This is a genomic window from uncultured Bradyrhizobium sp. (assembly GCF_936943645.1).
In the GTDB taxonomy this organism is placed as follows: Bacteria; Pseudomonadota; Alphaproteobacteria; order Rhizobiales; family Xanthobacteraceae; genus Bradyrhizobium.
Genome location: NZ_CAKZJO010000043.1, coordinates 1 through 22,560, shown reverse-complemented (window position 1 = coordinate 22,560; position 22,560 = coordinate 1). Strand labels below are relative to the sequence as shown.

Annotated in this window: 23 protein-coding genes and 1 riboswitch; of the genes, 13 read left to right on the top strand and 10 right to left on the bottom strand. The window is 65.4% G+C overall.

What is annotated here, in order from left to right; all coding sequences use genetic code 11:
• Position 1 precedes the first annotated feature (1 nt).
• Complete coding sequence (locus tag Q0743_RS06150) at positions 2-844, top strand: nucleotidyltransferase domain-containing protein (protein WP_298240684.1); 843 nt, start codon at positions 2-4, stop codon at positions 842-844.
• 3 nt (positions 845-847) lie between these two features.
• Here Q0743_RS06150 and Q0743_RS06145 read toward each other — a convergent pair whose 3' ends face one another.
• The 3 genes from Q0743_RS06145 to Q0743_RS06135 form a co-directional block, all read right to left on the bottom strand.
• Positions 848-1,486: a hypothetical protein gene (locus tag Q0743_RS06145; RefSeq protein ID WP_298240683.1), complete on the bottom strand. Its 639-nt coding sequence runs from the start codon at positions 1,484-1,486 to the stop codon at positions 848-850.
• Positions 1,487-1,668: 182 nt separating this feature from the next.
• Positions 1,669-4,491, bottom strand: a complete 2,823-nt coding sequence (locus Q0743_RS06140) for an autotransporter domain-containing protein (RefSeq protein ID WP_298240682.1) — start codon at positions 4,489-4,491, stop codon at positions 1,669-1,671.
• A 264-nt stretch (positions 4,492-4,755) separates the two neighbouring features.
• Positions 4,756-5,619, bottom strand: a complete 864-nt coding sequence (locus Q0743_RS06135; protein WP_298240681.1) for a DUF1194 domain-containing protein — start codon at positions 5,617-5,619, stop codon at positions 4,756-4,758.
• Between the two features lie 271 nt (positions 5,620-5,890).
• A riboswitch (Fluoride riboswitch) is annotated at positions 5,891-5,981 on the top strand.
• 92 nt (positions 5,982-6,073) lie between these two features.
• On the opposite strand from Q0743_RS06135, the gene Q0743_RS06130 reads away from it, so the two are divergent.
• Genes Q0743_RS06130 through clpS form a run of 5 tightly spaced genes read left to right on the top strand, consistent with a single transcriptional unit; the run spans position 6,074 to position 8,816 of the window.
• A complete protein-coding gene (locus Q0743_RS06130; protein WP_298240680.1) occupies positions 6,074-7,285 on the top strand; it encodes an MFS transporter in 1,212 nt (403 codons plus the stop codon).
• On the top strand, positions 7,257-7,691 hold the full coding sequence (crcB, locus tag Q0743_RS06125) for a fluoride efflux transporter CrcB (RefSeq protein ID WP_298240679.1): 435 nt from the start codon (positions 7,257-7,259) through the stop codon (positions 7,689-7,691). The genes Q0743_RS06130 and crcB (Q0743_RS06125) overlap by 29 nt, the downstream gene beginning before the upstream one ends.
• 6 nt (positions 7,692-7,697) lie before the next feature.
• Positions 7,698-8,123 carry a fluoride efflux transporter CrcB gene (crcB, locus tag Q0743_RS06120; RefSeq protein ID WP_298240678.1) on the top strand — a complete coding sequence of 142 codons (426 nt, stop codon included), beginning with the start codon at positions 7,698-7,700 and terminating at the stop codon, positions 8,121-8,123.
• A gap of 2 nt (positions 8,124-8,125) precedes the next feature.
• Complete coding sequence (locus tag Q0743_RS06115) at positions 8,126-8,467, top strand: DUF190 domain-containing protein (protein WP_100179236.1); 342 nt, start codon at positions 8,126-8,128, stop codon at positions 8,465-8,467.
• A 43-nt stretch (positions 8,468-8,510) separates the two neighbouring features.
• Positions 8,511-8,816 (top strand): ATP-dependent Clp protease adapter ClpS, encoded by a 306-nt coding sequence (gene clpS, locus Q0743_RS06110; RefSeq protein WP_298240677.1) that lies wholly within the window; start codon positions 8,511-8,513, stop codon positions 8,814-8,816.
• 5 nt (positions 8,817-8,821) lie between these two features.
• Here the strand turns inward: clpS and Q0743_RS06105 are convergent, their stop codons facing one another.
• A complete protein-coding gene (locus Q0743_RS06105) occupies positions 8,822-9,808 on the bottom strand; it encodes a LysR substrate-binding domain-containing protein (protein WP_298240676.1) in 987 nt (328 codons plus the stop codon).
• A gap of 81 nt (positions 9,809-9,889) precedes the next feature.
• On the opposite strand from Q0743_RS06105, the gene leuC reads away from it, so the two are divergent.
• The 3 genes from leuC to Q0743_RS06090 are packed head-to-tail and all read left to right on the top strand — an operon-like array spanning position 9,890 to position 13,281.
• Complete coding sequence (leuC, locus tag Q0743_RS06100) at positions 9,890-11,314, top strand: 3-isopropylmalate dehydratase large subunit (protein ID WP_298240675.1); 1,425 nt, start codon at positions 9,890-9,892, stop codon at positions 11,312-11,314.
• Positions 11,311-11,913, top strand: coding sequence for a 3-isopropylmalate dehydratase small subunit (leuD, locus tag Q0743_RS06095; RefSeq protein ID WP_298240674.1), 603 nt, complete (start codon positions 11,311-11,313; stop codon positions 11,911-11,913). Before leuC ends, leuD begins: the two co-directional genes overlap by 4 nt.
• Before the next feature lie 45 nt (positions 11,914-11,958).
• The gene (locus Q0743_RS06090) at positions 11,959-13,281 is read left to right on the top strand and encodes a 2-hydroxycarboxylate transporter family protein (protein ID WP_298240673.1); all 1,323 of its coding nucleotides are present in this window, start codon (positions 11,959-11,961) and stop codon (positions 13,279-13,281) included.
• Positions 13,282-13,323: 42 nt separating this feature from the next.
• Here Q0743_RS06090 and Q0743_RS06085 read toward each other — a convergent pair whose 3' ends face one another.
• From Q0743_RS06085 to fabI, 4 genes are all read right to left on the bottom strand, one after another.
• On the bottom strand, positions 13,324-14,514 hold the full coding sequence (locus tag Q0743_RS06085; protein ID WP_298240672.1) for an adenylate/guanylate cyclase domain-containing protein: 1,191 nt from the start codon (positions 14,512-14,514) through the stop codon (positions 13,324-13,326).
• 75 nt (positions 14,515-14,589) lie between these two features.
• Complete coding sequence (gene aroC / locus Q0743_RS06080; RefSeq protein WP_298240671.1) at positions 14,590-15,678, bottom strand: chorismate synthase; 1,089 nt, start codon at positions 15,676-15,678, stop codon at positions 14,590-14,592.
• 118 nt (positions 15,679-15,796) lie between these two features.
• A complete protein-coding gene (locus Q0743_RS06075) occupies positions 15,797-16,396 on the bottom strand; it encodes a histidine phosphatase family protein (protein WP_298240670.1) in 600 nt (199 codons plus the stop codon).
• A 13-nt stretch (positions 16,397-16,409) separates the two neighbouring features.
• On the bottom strand, positions 16,410-17,225 hold the full coding sequence (gene fabI, locus Q0743_RS06070) for an enoyl-ACP reductase FabI (RefSeq protein WP_298240669.1): 816 nt from the start codon (positions 17,223-17,225) through the stop codon (positions 16,410-16,412).
• A 173-nt stretch (positions 17,226-17,398) separates the two neighbouring features.
• Between fabI and Q0743_RS06065 the strand changes: the two genes are divergently transcribed.
• The gene (locus Q0743_RS06065) at positions 17,399-17,887 is read left to right on the top strand and encodes a sigma-70 family RNA polymerase sigma factor (protein ID WP_097659779.1); all 489 of its coding nucleotides are present in this window, start codon (positions 17,399-17,401) and stop codon (positions 17,885-17,887) included.
• Between the two features lie 106 nt (positions 17,888-17,993).
• A complete protein-coding gene (locus tag Q0743_RS06060) occupies positions 17,994-18,764 on the top strand; it encodes an anti-sigma factor (protein WP_298240668.1) in 771 nt (256 codons plus the stop codon).
• A gap of 346 nt (positions 18,765-19,110) precedes the next feature.
• Here the strand turns inward: Q0743_RS06060 and Q0743_RS06055 are convergent, their stop codons facing one another.
• On the bottom strand, positions 19,111-20,073 hold the full coding sequence (locus tag Q0743_RS06055) for a DnaJ C-terminal domain-containing protein (RefSeq protein ID WP_298240667.1): 963 nt from the start codon (positions 20,071-20,073) through the stop codon (positions 19,111-19,113).
• 108 nt (positions 20,074-20,181) lie between these two features.
• A complete protein-coding gene (locus tag Q0743_RS06050) occupies positions 20,182-20,745 on the bottom strand; it encodes an RT0821/Lpp0805 family surface protein (RefSeq protein WP_367184851.1) in 564 nt (187 codons plus the stop codon).
• Between Q0743_RS06050 and pdxH the strand changes: the two genes are divergently transcribed.
• Both pdxH and Q0743_RS06040 read left to right on the top strand, forming a co-directional pair.
• The gene (gene pdxH, locus Q0743_RS06045) at positions 20,703-21,344 is read left to right on the top strand and encodes a pyridoxamine 5'-phosphate oxidase (protein WP_298240665.1); all 642 of its coding nucleotides are present in this window, start codon (positions 20,703-20,705) and stop codon (positions 21,342-21,344) included. The genes Q0743_RS06050 and pdxH overlap by 43 nt on opposite strands.
• A 25-nt stretch (positions 21,345-21,369) precedes the next feature.
• On the top strand, positions 21,370-22,122 hold the full coding sequence (locus Q0743_RS06040) for an SDR family NAD(P)-dependent oxidoreductase (protein ID WP_298240664.1): 753 nt from the start codon (positions 21,370-21,372) through the stop codon (positions 22,120-22,122).
• The last annotated feature ends 438 nt before the right edge of the window (positions 22,123-22,560 follow it).

The following is a 22,560-nucleotide window of genomic DNA, read 5'->3' as shown; positions in this document are numbered from 1 at the left end:
TATGTCGCACGATCCGTTGCTCACCCGCCTCACACCCGTTCTTGCCGCGGTACCTGGCGTCCAGGCCGTGGTGCTCGGCGGCTCACGCGCACGCGGCACTGCGCATTCCTCCTCCGACTATGACATCGGGCTGTACCGCTCCGCCGCTCGGTTCGACACGGATCGACTGCTGACAGTGGTGAAGAGCATCGCCGACGATCCCGACGCCGCGATTGTGACCAGAATCAACGAATGGGGATCGTGGATTGTGGGCGGAGCCTGGCTTTCGATCGAGGGACGAAAGGTCGACCTGCTGTACCGTAACGTCGATGATGTCGAGCGGGTCATGTCGGCCTGCAGGGACGGTCAGGTTCTCATGACCTACCAACCCGGCCATCCTCATGGCTTCTGCTCAACTATATGGATGGGCGAGATCGCATATTGTCAGCCGCTGCATGATCCGAACGGAATGATCGCCCGGCTCAAATCGATCGCACTTCCCTATCCGGAGACTCTGCGTATCGTCCTGATCCGACGCTTCCAATGGGAAGTCCTGTTCAGCATCGAAAATGCCGAACTCGCGGCCCCACGTAACGAGCGGACCCATGTGGCGGGATGCCTCTACAGATCGCTTGCCTGCGTCGCGCAGGTGCTGTTCGCGCTGAACGAGCGCTACCTGATCAACGAGAAGGGAGCGCTGCAGGAGGCCGCCGGCTTGCCGCTGACGATCCCAGATCTTGTGGAGCAATCCGATGAAGTCTGGCGATTGATCGGTGCAGGCGGTTTCGCACAGGCCTGCGCGATTATGCGACAGCTCGACCGGCAGTTGAAAGCATTGACGCAAGGCGGCAAGACGCAGCCGTGAGAGCTATGCGGTCCTGTCCACCGAGGACGATGAATCCGCGGGCGGATATTTCGTCACCGGCACCACGAAGGATTTGGTGCCGACCTGGTAGATGATCTTGCCGTTCTGCCCGTCATCGGTCGCGATCTGCGCCTGGCCGAACATGATGACGTTCTTGTAGACGTAACCGGTGCCCTGACGGGTGACGCCATCGGTGGTGACACTGACCTGGGCTTCCTTGCCGTTCACGGACAGCACCTTGAAGCTCGCGCTCTTGCCGTTGTCGCTGGAATAGCCGCCCCAGCTTCCCATGAGACGGCTGTCGGAGGCCGGCGGGTCCTGCTTCTCCAGGTTCGCGGTCTGCTTGCCGGCGCCGCCGAAGGAGAACAGCATCACCATGTTCTTGCCGTCCTTGGTGCCGACCGTGACCCCGCCGAAGGTAATGAGCGTGCCCTGGACCTCGGCAAAGCCGCGCTCGGTGTGCCCGTTATGAGTGTATTCGACCTGCGCCCGGGCACCGCGGATGTTCACGACCTTGAAGCCGACGGGTTGGTTGCCGTTGCCCACCCAATTGCCCTTCCAGTCGCCGATCAGAGCGCTCTGGTGATACAGGCGCTCGTTGGCTGGCGAAATCTGACTGGTGCTCGATGTGACGATGGCCATTGGATTGCTCGGGGACGGGCCTGACAAACCCGCTTTCGTCCGCCTCGGCAATGTCAGGATGCCGAACGGAAACGAACAGAAACCACGCGATTAGGGACCCACGCCGGTTAACGATCGATTAATTTCAACTGCCGGCTGCGGTGAGGCAAATGATCTCATCTCGGGTAGGCCCAACCGGTGTTCTAGAAGGCGAGCCTCATCCCGCCGCGCCCGCCATACACCACGCTCGAATCCGACGCCTTCAGGTAGTCGCCGGAAACGAAGAAGCTGGCCGCGCCGCGGCTGAGTTCGAGGCCGCCCCCACCCAGAACACCCCAGATCGTGCCTGCGCCCGGCATTGCGAACGGAATGGCCTGGCCAAGCAGCGTGGCGTTCACCGCCGCACCGCCCATACGTTGCGCGCCGAGCGCGCCAACACGGAGGTTTCCGGTAATCACCGCAAAATCGGCGCTACGGAGCGTTCCCGACAATTTCAGCTCAGCGCGCTCCTCGAGCTCCGACAGCCGGCGTTCGCCTACCGTCAGGTCCGACGTCGAACCGCTCTCGTTGTAGCCGCCGAGGTTGCCGGCGAGATAGCGGATGCGTCCCACCGGGGTTAGCCGCCACATCGTGCCACCCATCTCGCCCAGCTCGATGTGACGCCCGAGCCCGAGTTCGGGGATCGCGTAAAGGCCGGCGTAGTCGCCCAGGGCGGTCTCGATTCCGGTGGGCGCCAGATTGTTGCTGACCAAGCGGGAGCTATGTCCTGACAGGCGGCCGAGTTGGATCATCATGTCGAGAAAGGTGTCACCGAACGTGCCACGGACGAAGGCGCCGCCGAACGCGACATCCGAGCTGACGCTATTGAGATTGAGATCTTCCGTGCTCCGCATAGCGCCCGCGCCGACGAATGCGCCGAAACGAAAGAACGGATTGGCCTGCCAGTCTCCGCCGATGAAACCGCCCTGGAAGCGATTGACGGTGTGGAGCAGCGGACCCGTCGCCGATTGATCGCGCTCGCCGGCGAAGCCGCGCGCCCACAGGGTCACCCCGCCGCCGTAGACGGCGGTCGGCCCCTGCGGCGTCATCACCGCGGCGAAGGCCTCGCGCGCGGCCTGCGCAGATCTGACCGTCGTGGCGTAGCTCATCGCCGGCCCCACGGCGGGCGGAGGTGGCTCCGCCAGCGGCAGCGCCGACGTCACTGCCGAGGAAAACGCCAGGATGTTGCGGTTGGTCGCCGCGAACGGCGTGGGATCGACCGTGACGACCCGCGATCCCTGCACGATGTAAGGCACGGCCGAGTTGACGGTCACGCCCGCGAGCGAGTTGAACGTATAGTTGAAATTGCCACCGCGGAAATCCACCCGATCGGCGCCGCCGCCGAGATCGATGCGGCCGATGATCCGGGAGCCGGCGAACGATGTGAGCGTATCCGCTGCAGAGCTCAGGGAAATCGCCAGGCTGCTGGTGTCCGCCGCCGCTATCAGGCCGGCATTACTGATGTCGGCCCTCAACGCATAGATCGCTGAAGCGCCGGGATTGCTGACGGACACCGTGCCCGTGTTGAGGAGCGTAAGATCGTTGGCGGTGATCGCAATGGCTCGTCCCGCGATCGTTCCGGAATTGTTGATCGCGGCGCCCCCCGCATCGATCGCAACCGAGTTGGAGAGGATCGTACCGGAATTGTCGATGGTGGCCGAGTTCACCGAGAGTGCGGAGAGGCCTCCGAACAGGGTGCCGCTATTGACGAGCCTGACGCTGGAGAACGAGGCGATGCCGTAGGAGCCGCCGGAAATGCTGCCGCTGTTGGTGATGTCGCCGGCGCCGGCTAGGTTGATGGCCCGCGAATTCCCGACGATCGAGCCGGAGTTGACGATGGTCGCGCTCGCGGCATTGAGGCCGTCGGAAGTGCCGCGCACCAAGCCTGAATTGGTCAGCATCAGGCTGCCGCTGAGATCGATGCCAGCGCCGCCGCTGGCGGTGATGGAGCCGGAATTGGCGATGCTGGCCGTGGCACCGTGAACACCTGACGTCACGCCGCTGACGGATCCGGAATTGGCCAAAGTGAGGGCCGTGACATCGATCGCCGCCGCCGCGGCTGCGGCGATCGAGCCCGAATTGGTGATGGTGGCGGTCGGCGCGACGATCGCCGTCGTCTGTCCGCTGATCACGCCCGAATTGACCAGCGCGAGGTTGACGAATGCCTCGATGGCGGTGCCGCCGGTGCCGCTGATCGTGCCCGAATTGACGATGTTGCCGACGTTGGTGAAGATGCCGAACTGGCCCGAAACGCTTCCGGAATTGTCGAGGTTCAAGGTGAAGCCGGAAGTGGCGATGCCGATGCTGGCGCCGCTGATCGTGCCGCGATTGGCGATCGTTGCGCCTGCGGAATCGACGGCGGTGCCGCCGGACAGGATCGTACCGCTATTGTCGATCGTCGCGCCGTTCGCCGCCAAGGCGGCATTGTCGCCGTACACCAATCCGCTGTTCGTGAGCTTGACGGTGGCAAACGAGACAATACCGTAATTGCCGGAAATGTTGCCGCTGTTGGTGATGTCGCCAAAGCCGCTCAGGCTGATCGCCTGGCCGGACGTGCCGACGATCAGGCTGGAATTGGCGATGGTCGCAGTTGCCGCGCGAACACCGTTCTGGCTGCCTTGCACCGATCCGGAATTGGTCAACGTCAGGCTGCCGCTGAGATCGATAGCGGTGCCCCCGCTCGCGAAGATCAGGGCGGAATTGGTGATCGTGGCCGTGGCGCCGAGAACGCCCGACGTGACGCCGCTGACCGTGCCGCGATTGAGCAGGCTCCCGGTATTGAACGTGATGCTCGCAGCCCCCGCCGTGACCGTGGCGCCGATGTCCACGGTGACGTTCAGATTGGTGAAACCGGCACCGCCGTAGCCGCCCGCGGTCGCGCCGGTGCAGACGGCCGACACGTCGTTTCCGGCCGCGGGCGTGCATGCGGCTTCGGCCCGTGCCGTCAGCAGCATCGAGACGGAAGCGCAGGCGGCGGCGATCGCCACGCAGCGGGTGGCTACGGCGCCAATTTTCGAAGCGATGTGTGCAGGCAATGATGCGGCAATTGCGTGTGCGGGATGGGAAACGAAGAGAAACCAACACTCAACTCTTAGGTTGCTTTGCAACGGCCGGCAATCGAGTTGGAACCGGCTTGAACGCGGCTCGCCCGGTTTGTGGCTAATCCGCCACAAAGCCGACTGCGACCTTGCGCATCATTGCGATCGACGTCACGAGAAACGGTAGCAACCAAGGTCGGCGCTTCAGGCCGCTCAGCGCCCCCAGCGATCCGACCAGATCTTCTCGCCGATCAGGCAGTTGACGCGTGGCTCCTTGTCGGCGACACGCATCACCGGACGCTCGGGCGTGCGGCCGGCCACCTCCATCAGCAGCTTGGTGCGGATCGCCTCCTTGAACTTGTCGCGGTCCTTGATCGTGATGACGAACGATCCGGGACCTCCGACGACGCAGTCCTCGTAATAGAGATCGAGATTGTCGATATCCATGGTCGAGTAGGACGGCTCCTTGACCATGATCGGCAGGCCGTTGATGACGATGCCCTTCTCCAGCGCGGCATCGCGCGCCACCGTGACCGGGCCGCCATTGTTGTTGGGGCCGTCGCCGGAAATGTCGATGACGCGGCGCAGGCCCCGGTAGGGATCCTCGTCGAATAGCGGCATCGCGAACATGATCGCGCCGGAGATCGAGGTGCGCGAGGCGCGCCGGATCGGCGTCTTCATGATCTCGGCGGCGACGGCATCGGCCGTCTCGGGGCCGTCGACCAGCCGCCAGGGAATGATGATCTTCTGGTCGCTCGAGGCGGCCCACTCGAAGTAGGTCACCGCGATCCGGCCGTTCGGGCCGAGCTTCAGCGCCTGGAGAAACTCCTTCGACTGGATCGCCTGCGCATAGCCTTCGCGCTGGATCGCGAGCTCGTCCATGTCCATGGAATAGGACACGTCGACCGCGAGGATCAGCTCGACGTCGACCGTCTGCGCATCTCTGTCGGCCGCAAGCCGCTGCGGTTGCGTTTTGGGCGGCTCGAATTTCGGCCCCGGTGCCGCGATGCCCGCGACGTCCCCTCCGGCAAACACGCCGGCAACCAGTACAGCCCCGATCGAGAACAGCAAGCGCATCGCAGCCTCCCGTCGTATGACGTGATGGTGACATGCAATCGCCTTGCCGCAAAGCGCGAAGATCGCTTGTGCTTCACATTCGAGTTAGGAATCTGCGGGTTAGGAGTGCACGCGCTTTGCGCAAAGCTGCCGCCATATTGCCGCGCTCGCGCCGCCGGAACACGCCCACTCGCTTGCACGATCGGGCTCACGATGCGCGAAGCGGGAGCGACACGTCACGGGACAGAGCTCTCGCACCACTTGTCCAGCCCGATTTCCGTGCTAGGTTGGCTGCACAGATGGGGATGGAGTCCCCCGATAACCGCCCGGCGGCCTTGAACCCGAATGTTGGACCGTAGTGGGCTGATGACTCCTGCTTGAGGAGGGGCAATCATTGGGCCCCTGCCTTCGGCGGGAGCATGGACAAACCCGCCGGTGGCGGGTTTTTTGTTGTCTGGTGACTAAAGGCGAAGACGTGACGACGACGACACCGAACACTGCACGTAGCGCGCTGCCTAGGGGGATCTGGGTGCTCGGCTTCGTCTCGATGCTGATGGACGTCTCCTCCGAGATGATCCACGCGCTGCTGCCGGTCTATCTCGTCACCGTGCTCGGCGCTTCGACGCTGACCGTCGGCTTCATCGAGGGCATGGCGGAAGCGACGGCCTCGATCACCAAGATCTTTTCCGGCGCGCTGTCGGACTGGCTCGGCCGGCGCAAGCTGCTCGCCGCCCTCGGCTACGGCCTTGCCGCCTTCACCAAGCCGCTGTTCCCGCTTGCGCCCAGCGTCGGATGGCTGGTGGCGGCGCGCTTCGTCGATCGCGTCGGCAAGGGCATCCGCGGCGCGCCGCGCGATGCGTTGATCGCCGATATCGCGCCCGTCGGCCTGCGCGGCGCGAGCTTCGGCCTGCGGCAATCGCTCGACACCATCGGCGCCTTCGTCGGGCCGCTGATGGCGATCGGCCTGATGTGGTGGACGGCAGACAATTTCGCCCTCGTCTTCTGGTTTGCCGTGCTGCCGGCCTTCCTGTCCTTCGGCCTGATCACGTTCGCGGTGAGCGAGCCGGATCCGGACCCGGGCCGGGAGCCTGCCAAGAACCCGCTCAATCTCGCCGCGATGCGCCAGCTCGGCGCGGTCTATTGGCGCGTCGTCGCCGTCGGCGTCGTCTTCACGCTCGCGCGCTTCAGCGAAGCCTTTTTGATCCTGCGCGCGCAGAACATCGGGCTCAATGCGATGTGGGTGCCGGCGGTGCTGGTGCTGATGAACATCGTCTACGCGCTCTCCGCCTATCCGGCCGGCGCGCTCTCGGACCGCATCAACCGGACCGGCCTGCTCGCGCTGGGCCTCGTTTTCCTCGCTGGGGCCGATCTCGCGCTCGCGCTGCTGCCGAGTCTGGCGGGCCTTACTCTCGGCGTCGTGCTGTGGGGGCTGCATATGGGACTGACCCAAGGCCTGCTCTCGGCCCTCGTTGCCGACGCCGCACCGCCCAGCCTGCGCGGCACCGCATTCGGCTATTTCAACCTGTTCACCGGCCTTGCCCTGCTGGCCGCGAGCGTGATCGCGGGCGCGTTGTGGGACGCCTATGGTCCGGCCGGAACGTTCCTCGCAGGGCTCGGCTTCGCGCTGGTTTCACTGCTGGGGCTGCTCGCGGTCGGCAATGGACTGGCCACGGAGGACAAACAATGACGGGAGGCCGTTCATCGTGCTGAGCGGAGCAATCGCGATCATGATCGGCAGCGTCCTCGGCGGCTGCGCACGCTACTTCGTCTCCGGTGCGATCGCGCGGCGGCTGGGCGAGACCTTTCCGTGGGGCACCATGACCATCAACGTCACCGGCGCCTTCCTGATCGGCATTTTCGGCGCGCTGGCGACCCATCCGGGCTCGATCTTCGCGACGCCGAATCCGTGGCTGTTTGCGGTAACAGGCTTTCTCGGCTGCTACACCACGGTATCCTCGTTCAGCCTGCAGACGCTGACGCTTGCGCGCAGCGGCGAGCCGATGCATGCGCTCGGCAATGTCGTGTTCTCGGTCGGGCTGTGCCTTGCCGCCGTCAGTTGCGGTTTCCTCCTTGCGGACAGCCTTGGAGGCTAGCGTGCGATGAACTCTCCCTCCTCCGAGCGCTGGCGCACTGCGATGCTGTATGCCTGGGTTGCCGCGGGCAGCGTCGTCGGCGGACTGACGCGCTATCTGGTCGGGCTGGCGCTCGACACCGGTCCGGGCTTTCCTTTCGCGACGCTGTTCATCAACGCCACGGGCTCGCTGATCATCGGCTTCTACGCGACGCTGACCGGCCCCGACGGCCGCATGCTGGCGCGGCCCGAGCACCGGCAGTTCGTCATGACCGGCTTCTGCGGCGGCTACACCACCTTTTCGACCTTCAGCCTCGAGACCTTCCGCCTGTTCCACGGCGGCATGAAATACACCGCGCTCGCCTACATCGCCGCATCCGTGATCTGCTGGCTGGTGTCGGTATGGATCGGCCATATGATGGCGAACCGCTACAATCGCTTGACAAGGAGCTGAGCATGCAAATTCCCAATCAGGCAGTTTCGCTCCGGATCTTCATCGGCGAGAGCGATCATTTCGACGGCAAGCCGCTCTATGAAGCGATCGTGATGACGGCGCGCGAGCGACACCTCGCCGGCGCCACCGTGCTGCGCGGCCCGATGGGCTTCGGCAAGTCGAGCCGGCTGCACACCTCCAAGATCCTGCGATTGTCGGAGGATCTGCCGCTGCTGATCGAGATCGTCGACAGTGAGGACAACATCAACGCATTCCTGCCCATCCTGGATGGCATGATGTCGAGCGGCCTGATCACCTTGGAGAAGGTGCAGGTCCTGCAATATGGTGAGAAAGCCGCGAGCTGATCGCTCCGGCAGCAACCCCAGCCCACCGTGTCCAGGAGGCGGAATGAACGACACCGTCACCAAGCCGAAGACGCGGACCAGGACCAAGGTCGAGCGACCGAAGCTGCACAAGGTCATCCTGATCAACGACGACTACACGCCGCGCGAATTCGTCACCATGATCCTGAAGGCCGAGTTCCGCATGACCGAGGATCAGGCCTACAAGGTGATGATCACCGCCCACAAGCTCGGCGCCTGCGTCGTTGCCGTGTTCACCAAGGACGTCGCCGAGACCAAGGCGACGCGCGCCACCGACGCCGGCCGCGCCAAGGGCTATCCGCTGCTGTTCACGACAGAGCCCGAGGAGTAGCGGCGCTAGCGGCCGCGTCGGGCGCGCGCCGCCTTGCCCGGGCTGCGTTCGGGTGGATGCTCCTGAACGTGTTTCCAGAATGCCTCCGCCGCAGGCGTCAGCCGCGATCTCGGCCGAAACACGTGGATCTCGATCGGAATCTCCCATTCCCGTCCGCCGGCCCTCACCAGCTCGCCCGATGCGAGTTGGTCGGCGATCAGGCTCTCCGGAAGCCACGCCATGCCGCGGCCGGCCTGGACCATGGTGACGAGAAGCTTTGCAAGATGTGACGTGAACGCCGGCTTCAGTTGCGGCTTCAGCGGCGAGGTCGAACGGACCGCTTCGAGGATCTTTCCCATCCCGGACTCGGGCCGGAAGCTGAGGAATTGCGTCGGCGCGGCCTCGGTTCCGGGAAGCCTGAAGCGCGGGATCTTGCCCGATCTCGAGACAGGCACGGATGCCGGGATCAGACGGTCGTCGCCGACATGCGCCGAGCGGAATTGCGGTGTCGTCACCGCTGCGACCACGGCCGGATGATGGTGGCACAGGAGGAAATGCACCTCGCCGGCCAGCAGCATGCGCTCGCACGCCTCCATGTGGTTGGCGACGAGCTGGACGCTCGGCACGAAGGAAAGTTCGGTCTCGATTCCGCGCAGCCAGTCCGGGAAAAAGGTCAGCGACAGCGCGTTGGTCGATGCGAATTTGAGTACGTCCGACGAGCCCCGCGCCAGCTCCTGGGCCTCCAGACGGCCCGCTGAAAGCCGGCGGATGACGTCCTCGGCGGTGAGGCGGAACGCCTCGCCCGCGGCCGTGAGGCTCACCGCATGCGTCGTGCGCTCGAACAGCGCAGCGCCTGCCCACAGCTCCAGCGCCTTGATCCGGCGGCTGAGCGCCGGCTGCGACGAATTCCTCTGCTCTGCGGCGCGTGAAAAGCTGCGCGTCGCCGCCACCGCGATGAAATCGTGCAGCCAGTTGATCTCCATGATCCCGCCTCGCTTATGCAAATTCTGCATAATCATATCATGAGCTGACATTGGATTTCCAGAAGGGCCGCCTGCACGGTCGGGGAAAGTCAGAACTCCCATGGAGGCGGAATGTCCGGGCGCACGCTCTACGACAAGCTCATCGACGCGCATGTGGTGCGCAGGCTCGACGACGACGGGCTCGTGCTGCTCTATGTCGATCGCACCGTCCTGAACGAATACACCAGCCCGCAGGCCTTTGCGGGCTTGCGCGCCACCGGCCGGAAGGTGCGCAACCCCGCCGCGGCGCTCATGGTCGTCGACCACGTCAATCCGACCGCGGCCCGCCGCACGCGGCAGATGCCGGACGCCGACGCGGCGCGGCAGGTCGACTATTTCGCCGACAATGCCCGCGATTTCGGGATCGAATATTTCGACATTCTCGATCCGCGCCAGGGCATCGAGCATGTCGTCGCGCCCGAGCAGGGCCTCGTGATGCCCGGCATGGTGATCGCCGCCGGCGACAGCCACACCACCGCCTATGGCGCCTTCGGTGCGCTCGGCTACGGCATCGGCACCTCCGACATCGAGCACTATCTCGCCACATCGACCGTCCGCTATCGCCGCCTGAAGACGATGCGCATCAACGTGACCGGCTCGCCGCCTCTCGGGGTCACGCCGAAGGACGTCGTCATGGAGATCATCTGTCGCATCGGCGCGGACGGCGCCACCGGTTATGCGGTGGAGTTCGCAGGCCCCGCCGTGGCGGAGATGAGCGTCGAGGGACGCATCGTGATGTCGATCATGATCGTCGAGGCCGGCGCGCGCGGTGTCGTCATCGCGCCCGACCATAAGGTGCTCGACTATCTGAAGGGACGCCCGCGCACGCCCAAGGGCGAGATGTGGGATCGCGCGACAGCGGCGTGGTTGCAGCTTCGTTCCGATGCGGACGCTCGGTTCGACCGCGAGATGACGATCGACGCAGGCGAGGTCGCCCCGCTGGTGACATGGGGCACCAGCCCGGACCAGGCGATCCCCGTCACCGATCTCATTCCGGACCCCGACACCAACCCGGCCGCGGACCGCAAGACGGCCGCCACGCGGGCGCTCGCCTATATGGGTCTCGCGCCGGGAACGCCGATCCAGTCGGTGCCGATCGACTTCGCCTTCATCGGCTCCTGCACCAATTCGCGCATCGAAGACCTGCGCGACGCCGCGCAAATCTTCAGGGGCCGCCACGTCGCCTCGGGCGTCCGTGCGATCGTCGTGCCAGGCTCGACGCAGGTCCGCGCGCAGGCGGAGGCCGAAGGCATCGCAAAAATCCTGATCGATGCGGGCGTGGAGTGGCGGCAGTCCGGCTGCTCGATGTGCCTTGCAATGAACGACGACATCCTCGCGCCCGGGCAGCGCTCGGCCTCCTCCACCAATCGCAATTTCGAGGGACGTCAGGGCCCCGGTGCGCGCACGCATCTGATGAGCCCGGCAATGGTCGCGGCCGCCGCCGTCACCGGCCGCATCACCGACGTGCGCGAGCTGCTCGGAGGAGACGCGCCATGACGCCGTTCCACCGCGTGTCCGGCGTTGCCGCGCCGATGAGGACGCCCAACATCGACACCGACGTGATCATGCCGAAGATGTTTCTGAAGGGCGTCGATCGCAGCGGCCTCGGCGAGGGCGCCTTCAACCTGCTGCGTTTCGATGCGGGCCGGCCGAACCCCGACTTCATCCTGAACCGGGACGGCTATCGCGAGACCTGCTTTCTCGTCGTTGGCGCGAATTTCGGCTGCGGATCGAGCCGCGAGCATGCGGTCTGGGGGCTCCAGCAGCTCGGCATCCGCGCCCTGATCGGCACCACCTTCGCCGGCATCTTCAGCGACAATTGCGCCAATAACGGCCTGCTGACCATCAGTCTCGACGCAGCCACCGTCGGCGGGATCGCCGACATCGTCGCAAACCCCGCGAGCAACCGCCTCAGCATCGACCTCGAACAGCAGCTGATCCGCATCGACGGCGGCGGCACCGTGCCCTTCCCGATCGAGCCCGCGCGGAAGGAAGCGTTCCTCACCGGACGCGACGCGATCAGCTCCACGCTCGTCTTTGCCGACGACATCGGCGCTTTCGAGAGGCGGCGCTGGGCGGACAATCCCTGGTTCTGAGCGAACACAGGGGCAATCAAAACGAAACAGCAGAGGGAGGCTTCCTTGACCGACACCACCATGAAACTCGACGACACGGTGCAGGCCGCTCAGTCGTCTGCGCGCGCCGCGCTCAAGATCGGCCCGCTGCCGATCACCGTCTATCTTGCGGCCGTACTGGTTTGCGCGGCTGCCATCTACACCGGCAAGCTTCCCAACGACGTGATCGGCGGCCTCTCGGTGCTGATGCTGATCGGCTTCCTGCTCGGCAAGCTCGGCCAGACCGTTCCGGTGCTGAACCGGATCGGCGGCACCGCGATCCTGTGCCTGTTCGTGCCGGCCGCGCTGGTCGCTTACGGGCTGATGCCGGAGCCGGCGCTCAAGGCGGTCGCGACGACATTCCGCACCGCCAATTTCCAGTATTTCTTCATCGCCTGTCTGGTCGCAGGCTCGATCCTCGGCATGCCCCATCGCGTCCTGGTGCAAGGCTTCATCCGGATGTTCGTGCCGCTGCTGATCGGCACGCTGAGTGCGATCGCCGGGGGCATCACCGTCGGGCTGCTGTTCGGCCATAGCCCGAAGGAGACATTCTTCTTCGTGATCATCCCGATCATCGGCGGCGGACTTGCCGAAGGCGTGCTGCCGCTGTCGATCGCCTATTCGGAGATGCTGCACCGGCCGCAAGCAGAGCTCGTGGCGCAGATGGTGCCCGCCGCCTTGCTCGGCAACGTCGTCGCCATCGTCGCAGCCGGGCTGCTCGCGCGTCTGGGGGAAAAGCGCCGCGACCTCAACGGTCAGGGCATGCTGGTGAAGACCGGCGACAACGACATTCTCGGCCCCGCCCGAGCCGATCAGCCCATCGACCTCGCCCTGCTGGGCGCGGGCATCGTGCTGTCCTGCGTGCTGTTCGTGCTCGGCATGGTGCTTGCGCCCCATACCGGCATCCCCGGCCCGATCCTGATGATTATCGCCGCGGTCGCGCTCAAGCTGACAAAGCTGCTGCCGGCGGAGATGGAGCTCGGCGCCTACCAGATCAACAAGTTCATGTCGACCAACCTCACCTTCGCGATCCTGGTCGCGATGGGAACGTTGCTGGTGTCATGGCAGCAGCTCGTGGCTTCGTTCAATCCCGGCTACATCGCGGTCTGCACCACGACGGTGCTGGCGATGGTCGCCTCCGGCTTTTTCGTCGGCCGGTGGCTGAACATGTATCCGGTCGAGGCCGCGATCGTGACCGCCTGTCATTCCGGGCTCGGCGGCACCGGCGACGTCGCCATCCTCGGCGCAGCCGATCGCATGGGCCTGATGGCCTTCGCCCAGATCGCAACCCGCGTCGGCGGTGCCATCATGATCGTGATCGCGACGCTGGCGATGAAGGTGGCTTATTAACGCGCGCCGGCGCGGCGGCGGACGATCACGTCTGCCGCCGCGTCACGCCATCGCCACCGGCGTCTCTTCGCCGAGCCCATATACCCGCTGCGCCTTGGAAAATCCGGCGATCGGAAACTCGCCGAGTTCGCGCCAATCGTGGCGGCAGGCATTGGCAAAGCCTTCCGAGGCGACGACCGTCCGCCCAAGGCGGCTCGTGATCTTCTCGAGCCGTGCCGCGAGATTGACGGCGGGGCCGATGCAGGTGAAGTCGAGCCGGTTGCCGCCGCCGATATTGCCGTAGAGGATGTTGCCGACGTGGAGCGCGACGCCGAAGCGGAAGCGCTCGACGACGTCGCCGACCGGAAAGGCCAGCGCCTCGACGCTGGCGCGGGATTCGTGCGCGGCCTCCAGCACGCGCGAGCAGACATGGGTGGCATCGCCCACATATTCGTCGATCGGGAACACCGCGAGCAGGCCGTCACCCATGAACTTCAGGACCTCGCCGCCATGGCCCCGGATCGCGGTGACCTGACAGTCGAAATAATGATTGAGGATCTGGACGACCGTTTCAGGCGGCAGGCGGTCCGACAGCGCGGTGAAGCCGCGCAGATCCGACAGCCAGATCGCGGCCTGCATGGTGTCGTTGTGGCCGCGGCGGATCTGGCCGCCGAGGATGCGCGCGCCGGCGCGGTTGCCGACATAGGTGTCCAGCAGCATCTCGGCGGTGCGGCGCAGGCTGATGATCTCGCTGACGCGCGCCAGCGGCGTCACGATGGAGCGGATGGCTGCGACATGATCGTCGGTGAAGCCGCCGGGATGCCGTGTCACCCAGCTCGTCGCGTGGACCGAGCCGTCGAGAAACGGCATGGGCACCGCGAGATAGTCGGTCGCCCCTTCGGCCTGCAGATCGTCGAGAATCGGAAACCGCCCGCCGTCGTGACCGCCGATGCGGCCGCGAACTTCCACTCCCTGCTCAAAGACGATGCGGAGCGGGCTAGCGGCGAATTCGGGCGTGTCCAGGATCGCGAAATCGACGGTGCCGATCTCGACCTCCTGGCCCTGCCGCCAGATGAAGTTGCGGCCGAAGATTTCAGGATGCAGCGTGCGGATGAAGATGCCGAACCGCCACAGCGGCAGGCCGGCCGCGACCAGATGCTCGCAAACGTCGGCGATCATCTCGGCCGGAGTTCCGGACGACCTCGCGCCGTCGATCAGCCAGTTGGTGATACGGTGGAGCTCGGAGTTTTGCATGCCCGCATTTGCGGACGAAGTTGCGGGATCGTCAAGCTGGGCGGTGGGCTAGTACCGCGACAAGCAGACCGTTTGCTAGCGCCCCACCTGCCCGCGGTCGCGCAAGAAATGATCCGCCAGCACGCAGGCCATCATGGCTTCGCCGACCGGGACGGCGCGGATGCCGACGCAGGGGTCGTGGCGCCCCTTGGTGAAGATCTCGGTATCGGCGCCGTGGCGGTCGACGGTGAGGCGCGGCTGCAGGATCGACGAGGTCGGTTTCACCGCAAAGCGCACCACGATCGGCTGTCCGGTGGAAATGCCTCCAAGGACGCCGCCGGCATGGTTGGACAGGAAGCGCGTGCCGTCATTGCCGGTGCGCATCTCGTCGGCGTTCTCTTCGCCAGTCAATTCCGCCGCGCCGAAGCCGGCGCCGATCTCGACGCCCTTCACGGCATTGATGGTCATCATCGCACCCGCCAGATCGGAATCGAGCTTGGCGTAGATCGGCGCGCCAAGGCCCGCCGGCACGCCTTCGGCAACGACCTCGATGACCGCGCCGATCGAGGAGCCGCTCTTGCGGATGCCGTCGAGATAGGTTTCGAAAAATGCCGCCTTGTCCTTGTCCGGGCAGAAGAACGGATTTTTGGCGATCTCGTCCCAGTCCCACTTCGCGCGGTCGATCTTGTGCGGACCGATCTGCACCAGCGCGCCGCGCACCTTCACGTCGGGCAGCACCCTTCGCGCGATGGCGCCGGCGGCGACCCGCGTCGCGGTCTCGCGCGCCGAGGAGCGGCCGCCGCCACGATAGTCGCGCAGGCCGTATTTGGCCTCATAGGTGAAGTCGGCGTGACCGGGCCGAAACTTGTCCTTGATCTCGGAATAGTCCTTGGAGCGCTGGTCGGTGTTCTCGATCAGGAGTCCGATCGGCGTGCCCGTCGTCACCTGCACCCCGGTCTCCGGATGCGCCATCACGCCGGACAGGATCTTGACCTGATCCGGCTCCTGGCGCTGGGTGGTGAAGCGCGACTGGCCGGGCCGGCGGCGGTCGAGGTCGCCCTGGATGTCGGCCTCGGTCAGCGGGATCATGGGCGGGCAGCCGTCGACCACGCAGCCGATGGCCACCCCATGGCTCTCGCCGAAGGTGGTGACGCGGAACATGTGGCCGAAGGTGTTGAAGGACATTGCTGCTCGCAGGCTCGTAAGTCAGTGCTGACTTAACTCGCCCTGAAAAGAGGGTCAAATGCCCGCCAAGCTCGTCATGGCCGGGCTTGACGGCGGAGGGTGGGGCAATGCCTCGCCCCTAACTGAACTTCTCCAGCCGCCCGTCGCGAAACACGTAGACCGCGCCCTGCTCGATATAGAGCTCGGCAGCGCTGAGCGGGGTCTCCAGCCCGAGCGAAACCATCAAGGCCCGGCATGTCCCGCCATGGGCGACCGCGACGGTGTCGGTCTGCAGCTGGTCGTACCAGGCGCGCACGCGGACCTGGACGTCGGCATAGGTCTCCCCGCCGGCGGGGCCCACGGTCCATTTGTCGGCGAGGCGCCGGGCGTACACGTCGGGATCAGTCGCCTCGCTCTCGGCCAGCGTCAGCCCTTCCCAGCTGCCATAGCCGATTTCGCGCAGCCGATCATCGAGCCCATAGTCGGCGACCGGCAGTTCGAGCTTGCCGCGTGCGAGTTCCATGGTCTGGCGCGCACGGCCGAGCGGGCTCGACACGTAAGGCAACGAAGCCTTGTCGCGCCCCTCGCGCTTGAACAGGTCGGCGAGAATGCTGCCTGCCTGTACGGCCTGGCCGCGCCCGCGCGCATTCAACGGAATGTCCTTGGTGCCCTGAAGCCTGCCGAGCGCGTTCCACTCGGTCTCGCCGTGGCGAAGATAGTAGATCGTGGGCACGGGCATCGCGTTTCGAAGGCTAGTCCTTCCCGCCGAACGAGATATCCGGCGCGTCCGGGCGCTTCATGCCGAGCACGTGATAGCCGGAATCGACGTGATGCACCTCGCCGGTGACGCCGCGCGAGAGGTCGGAGAGGAGATACAGCGCGCTGCCGCCGACGTCCTCGGTCGACACGTTGCGCCGCATCGGCGAATTGTTCTCGTTCCACTTCAGGATATAGCGGAAGTCGCCGATGCCGGACGCCGCGAGCGTCTTGATCGGACCTGCCGAGATCGCGTTGACGCGGATGTTCTTCTCGCCGAGATCGGCGGCGAGATAGCGCACGCTGGCTTCGAGCGCCGCCTTGGCCACGCCCATCACGTTGTAATGCGGCATCCACTTCTCGGCGCCGTAATAGGAGAGCGTGATCAACGAGCCGCCGTCCGTCATCAGCTTCTCGGCGCGCTGCGCCACCGCCGTGAACGAGTAGCAGGAGATCAGCATCGACTTGGAGAAGTTCTCTGCCGTGGTGTCGACGTAGCGGCCGTCGAGCTGCTCGCCATAGGCGATCGCGTGCACCAGGAAGTCGATCTTGCCCCACTTCTCCTGCAGCACCGCGAACGCGGCGTCGATGGTCGCGGCATCGGTGACGTCGCAATGGCCGAGCACGAGACCACCGATCTCGGCGGCGAGCGGTTCGACGCGCTTCTTCAACGCATCGCCCTGATAGGTGAAGGCGAGCTCGGCGCCGGCGGCGTGGCATGCCTTGGCGATGCCCCAGGCGATCGAGCGGTTGTTGGCAAGGCCGAGGATCACGCCGCGCTTGCCTTGCATCAGACCTGAATTCTGCGCCATTTTTGAACGTCCCGTCGCACTCTTGGTAAGGTCTGGAGGTACACCAGCCCTCCCCTGCGGTACAGCCCTAATACGCCGCGTTAACGCTGTTTCGAGCGCCGGAATAGCCGTTCCATTCGGGTGTTATGATCGCTATGGGCGCTCGCGCCCGACATCAGGACGTCAAGACCGCAATGAGTGCGTTTCGCCAGAGTGTGGAAGCCATGATCCCGGCGTTGCGCCGCTACGCCCGCGCGCTGACGCGCGATGCGGACGCGGCCGACGATCTGGTGCAAGACACGCTGGTGCGGGCCCTGCGTTCGGAGCGCTTGTTTCTCGGAGGCGACGTCAGGAGCTGGCTCTACACGATCCTGACCAATCTCAACAAGAATCGGCGGCGCTCGCTGGCAAGGCGGCCGCAATTCATGCAACTGACGGAGAACAACCCGGATGCCAGCGGCACCGAAGCCGAAGGGCGCGACATCGAGAGGGCTCTGGCGACGCTCGTCGAGGAGCAGCGCTCGGTGCTGCTGCTGGTGATGCTGGAGGGCATGAGCTACCGCGAGGTCGCCGACATCCAGGGCGTGCCGATCGGCACCGTGATGTCACGCCTCGCCCGCGCCCGCGCCCACGTCAAGGCCTCGCTGGAGGGCGAGCGCCCGGCGCTCAGGCGGGTGAAATGATGGCAGGGTTGATGCATCGCGTGTGTTTCGCCTGCAGCTTTCCGGTGCAGCGAACGAAGTTGAGCTTTGAACGACTTTTAGGGCCACAGAGCCAGAGACGATCGATATGAACGACCGCAATATCCCAGTGACCGAGGACGAACTGCACGCCTATGTCGACGGCGAGCTGCCGGCCGAGCGCCGCGCCGATGTCGAGGCCTGGCTTGCCGCCCACCCCGAGGACGCCGAACGGGTGCAGTCCTGGCGGTCCATGGCGGAGATGCTGCACGCGCGCTACGATTCCATCGCCCAGGAGCCGGTGCCGGCGCGGCTGGAGCTCGAGCGGCTGGAACGCCGGCCGCGGCAATGGCTCTATGGCGCCGCCGCGGCCGTGCTGGTCGCTTTCGTGGCCGGCGGCTCGGCTGGCTGGGTCGCGCATGGCGCCGCCAGCGCGCCCTCGGCCTTCCAGAGCTTTACGGCGGACGCGCTCGACGCCCACCGCCTTTATGTCGTCGAGGTCCGCCACCCCGTCGAGGTCGGCGGCAACGAGCGCGACCACCTGCAGGCCTGGCTGACCCGGCGCTGCGGCTGGACCGTGTTCGCGCCGAATTTGGAGGCGAGCGGGCTGAAGCTCGTCGGGGGCCGGCTCTTGCCGGGCCCGAGCGGCCCGGCCTCGTTCCTGATGTATGAGGGCACGTCGGGCGAGCGCTACACGATCTACACCGCCAAGACCGAGAATGGTGCGACGCAAATGCGCTACGCCAGGACGGACAAGGACGGCGCATTGTTCTGGGCCGAGCGCGGCGTCGGCTACGTCGTCAGCGGCGGCGGCGACCGCGAGCGGCTGACCAAGGTGGCGCAGGCCGTCTACGATCAGGCCGAGAAAAACGGTACCTAGACAACCCGCCATAGCCCAAGCTTCGCTTGGGCGTGCTTCAAAAGGCGCGGTGCCTAGATTCCGTCATTGAAAATTTGGAATCAAGACATCGGCGCGTCTCATTATCGCACCGGGTGATCACGCGATTATGAGTAGCGTTCGATCCGCCGATCGACGCGGGCGGCCTCGATTGGGGTTTTTGGTACCGCGCTGGTCCCCCTCTCGAGGCCGCACCTTTTTATCGGCTGCCCCGCCGGACAGCCGACACGTCGAGTGCATGAAGCGCTACCACGCCTCCGGCATATGATGGGCATCATCTCCCGGACGATGCCCTAGGCCTTTAGGAGAACCCCTTTAGTTCGAACGCCTAACCAAGCCCGCTACGTGGATTGTAGGGGTGCTGGTCCCGCCACTTCTCCATCAATGCTTCAAGCTCGGCGTCGTTCCCATCCGGTAGCATAATCCTGATGGTGACGAAGAGATCCCCGGTTCCACCAGATTTTGGCAGACCTTTGCCCTTGAGGCGGAAGGTCCGGCCGCTGGAGGTGTTTTTGGGGACCGAAAGCTCGACGGCATTGCCGAGGGTGGGCACGCGGACCTTGCCGCCCAGCACCGCCTCGTAGAGCGTGACCGGCAGGTCGATCCTGAGGTCGGCACCGTCGACCTTGAAGAACGGGTGCGGCGCGATGTTGATGGTGATCAGGAGGTCGCCAGGCGGATGGCCCTGCGCGCTCTCGCCCTGTCCCCGGAGCCGGATCTGCTGGCCCTCGGTGACGCCAGCCGGAATCTTGACGTTGAGCTCCTTGCCTGTCGGCAGCCGGACGCGCTTCTCGCCACCTCCGACCGATTCCTCCAGCGAGACGGACATGGCGACGTTGACGTCGAGATCGAGCCCGACCCCGCCGGTGTCAAATTCGAACTGCCCGGCACCGCCGGCCCCGGGACGCGCGCCGCGCATCCCGCCGCCGAACATGCTGTTGAGGATGTCCTCGAACGCGCCCCCGCCCGCGCCGGGGCCCCCGCCGGAGCGGAACGAATAGCTTTCGAACCCGCCGGGACCGGCACGGCCGCGCGGCCCGCCGCCGCCCGGAAACCCCTGGAAGCGCGGCTTGCCCTCGGCGTCGATCTCGCCGCGGTCGAACTGCTTGCGCTTGTCCTCGTCGCCGACGATCTCGTTCGCCGAGTTGATCTCGGAGAAGCGCTCGGCGGCTTTCGGGTCGTCCTTGTTGCTGTCGGGATGATGCTTCTTGGCAAGCTTGCGATAGGCGCTCTTGATCGCGGCAGCGCTGGCGCTCCGCGGCACCCCCAAGACCTCATAGGGGTCGCGCATCCGTCACGTCTCCTTCAAGAAATCGAATTGTTCAAAGGGCTCCCCGCCCCACCTGCCATCCATGTGGGGGCGGAGTGGCATTTTTGCAACTAGTCAGGCGAACGAATCCTAGCTCCGCCACGGCTTTAGCGTATGAATCTCCCAACGGCCACGGCTGCTTTGGCAGCCGGCGCCCTGGAGCCAGCTCTCGGTCTTGCCGTTGACGTAGCTCGCCAGGAAATCACGGCATTTGCGGCCGTCCTCAGCGGCATAGGATTGCGCGATCGGCGTCACCGAGCCGCGTGCCCCGGTGTCCGGATTCTCCCAGTGCTGGCTGGAATCCTTGTCGCCCTTGCTGAGGACGTCGGAAGCGGCGTTGCGGGCAAAGGCAAGATCGGTCTCGGTCGGCGGGGCGTCCCTGGCCGGCGTCGCAATCGAACCGGTCAGGTCACTGTCGTCGGCCTTGGCGTAGGCACTCTTGTCGCCGCGGGAAAAGCTGCAGCCGCCGGTGCCGAGCCCGATGAGAATGATCGTCAGGGCAACGCCGGACGGCCGGATCGCCGATAGGCCAACGCGTCCCCATGCCCTATATAGGGCGGTAGCGGACAACAACGCGTTTTGGGCCGCGGGACGCAACTCGGACTCCAGACATGACCGACACGACCTCGATGAAACACCAGACACCCTTAACATCCGGTGATTTCACCGCCGCCGACGAGCCCTTTGCGCTGTTCGATGCTTGGCTGAACGAAGCCATCAAGAGTGAGCCGAACGACCCGAACGCGATGGCGCTTGCAACTGTCGACCCTGACGGCCTGCCCGATGTGCGCATGGTGCTGATGAAAGGCTTCGATACCGAGGGTTTCGTGTTCTACAGCCACATCGCGAGCCAGAAGGGCCGCGAACTCGCCGCAAATCCTAAGGCCGCTTTACTTTTTCACTGGAAGTCGCTGCGCCGTCAGGTCCGCATCCGCGGCAACGTGACGCCGGTGACCGACACTGAGGCCGACGCCTATTTCGCCACCCGGCCCAAGCAGGCGCAGATCGGGGCCTGGGCGAGCAAGCAGTCCGAGGCGCTGGAGAGCCGCTTCGCCTTCGAGCAGGCCATCGCAAAGGTCGCGGCCAGACACGTCATCGGCGAAGTGCCGCGGCCGCCGGGCTGGAGCGGCTGGCGCATCACGCCCTCGCGGATCGAGTTCTGGCACGACCGCCCGTTCCGCTTGCATGACCGCATCGAATTTCGCCGTGACGCGGCCGGCCAACCGTGGTCCAAGACGCGGATGTATCCGTAAGATTGGGCCGACCTGAAAGATGTCCATGCCGCATTCGTCCAATGCGCCGCGCCGCACGCTGCTCCTGACTGGAGCCAGCCGCGGGATCGGCCACGCCACCGTGATCCGCTTCTCGTCGGCGGGCTGGCGCGTCATCACCTGCTCGCGGCATCCCTTCCCGGAGGACTGCCCGTGGGACGCCGGGCCCGAGGACCACATCCAGGTCGATCTCGGCAATCCCGAGGACACCGCGCGCGCGATCGCCGAGATCCGCGACCGGCTCGAGGGCGGCACGCTGCATGCGCTGGTCAACAACGCCGCGATCTCGCCGAAGGGCCCGGGCGGCTCCCGGCTCGGCTCGGTCGATACCGATCTCGACACCTGGACGCATGTCTTCCACGTCAACTTCTTCGCGCCGATCATGATCGCGCGCGGGCTGATCGAGGAATTGAAGGCAGCCAAGGGCTCGGTCGTGAACGTCACCTCGATCGCCGGCTCGCGCGTGCACCCCTTCGCGGGCGCCGCCTACGCCACCTCGAAGGCCGCGCTCGCCGCGCTGACGCGCGAGATGGCGTCCGATTTCGGCCGCGTCGGCGTGCGCGTGAATGCGATCGCGCCGGGTGAGATCGACACCTCGATCCTGTCGCCGGGCACCGAGAAGATCGTCGAACAGCAGATCCCGATGCACCGCCTCGGCACGCCCGACGAGGTCGCCAAGATCATTTACGTGCTGTGCACGGACACCAGCTCCTACGTCAACGGCGCCGAGATCCACATCAACGGCGGCCAGCACGTGTGATCCGTTCGAGTCATGGCGCGTCAATGTCAGGGCACGAGAGCGGCGTGTGGCACGAGTTCTCTCCACGTTTGTCGTTGCGATGCTCCAGTGCACATCCCAGCGGCGGCGTAGGGTGGGCAAAGGCGCACTGCGCCGTGCCCACGATCTCCTTCCATCAGCAACAGGACGTGGGCACGCTTGCGCTTTGCCCACCCTACGAGATCGAGGTTGTGGCACGCAGCGCTTGTAGGATGGGTAGAGCGAAGCGAAACCCATCACGCATCCTCCTCGCGGAAGGACGATGGGTTTCGCTTCGCTCTACCCATCCTACGATCTTGCCAGACATGACTTCACGACCTCGCGGCTTGTTTCGCCCGAGCTTTGCTCGATCGCATCGCCCTCACATCCAAGAGCAACTGGGAGGGAAGTAGACCTGCGATCAGACGGGCTCAAGGCTGG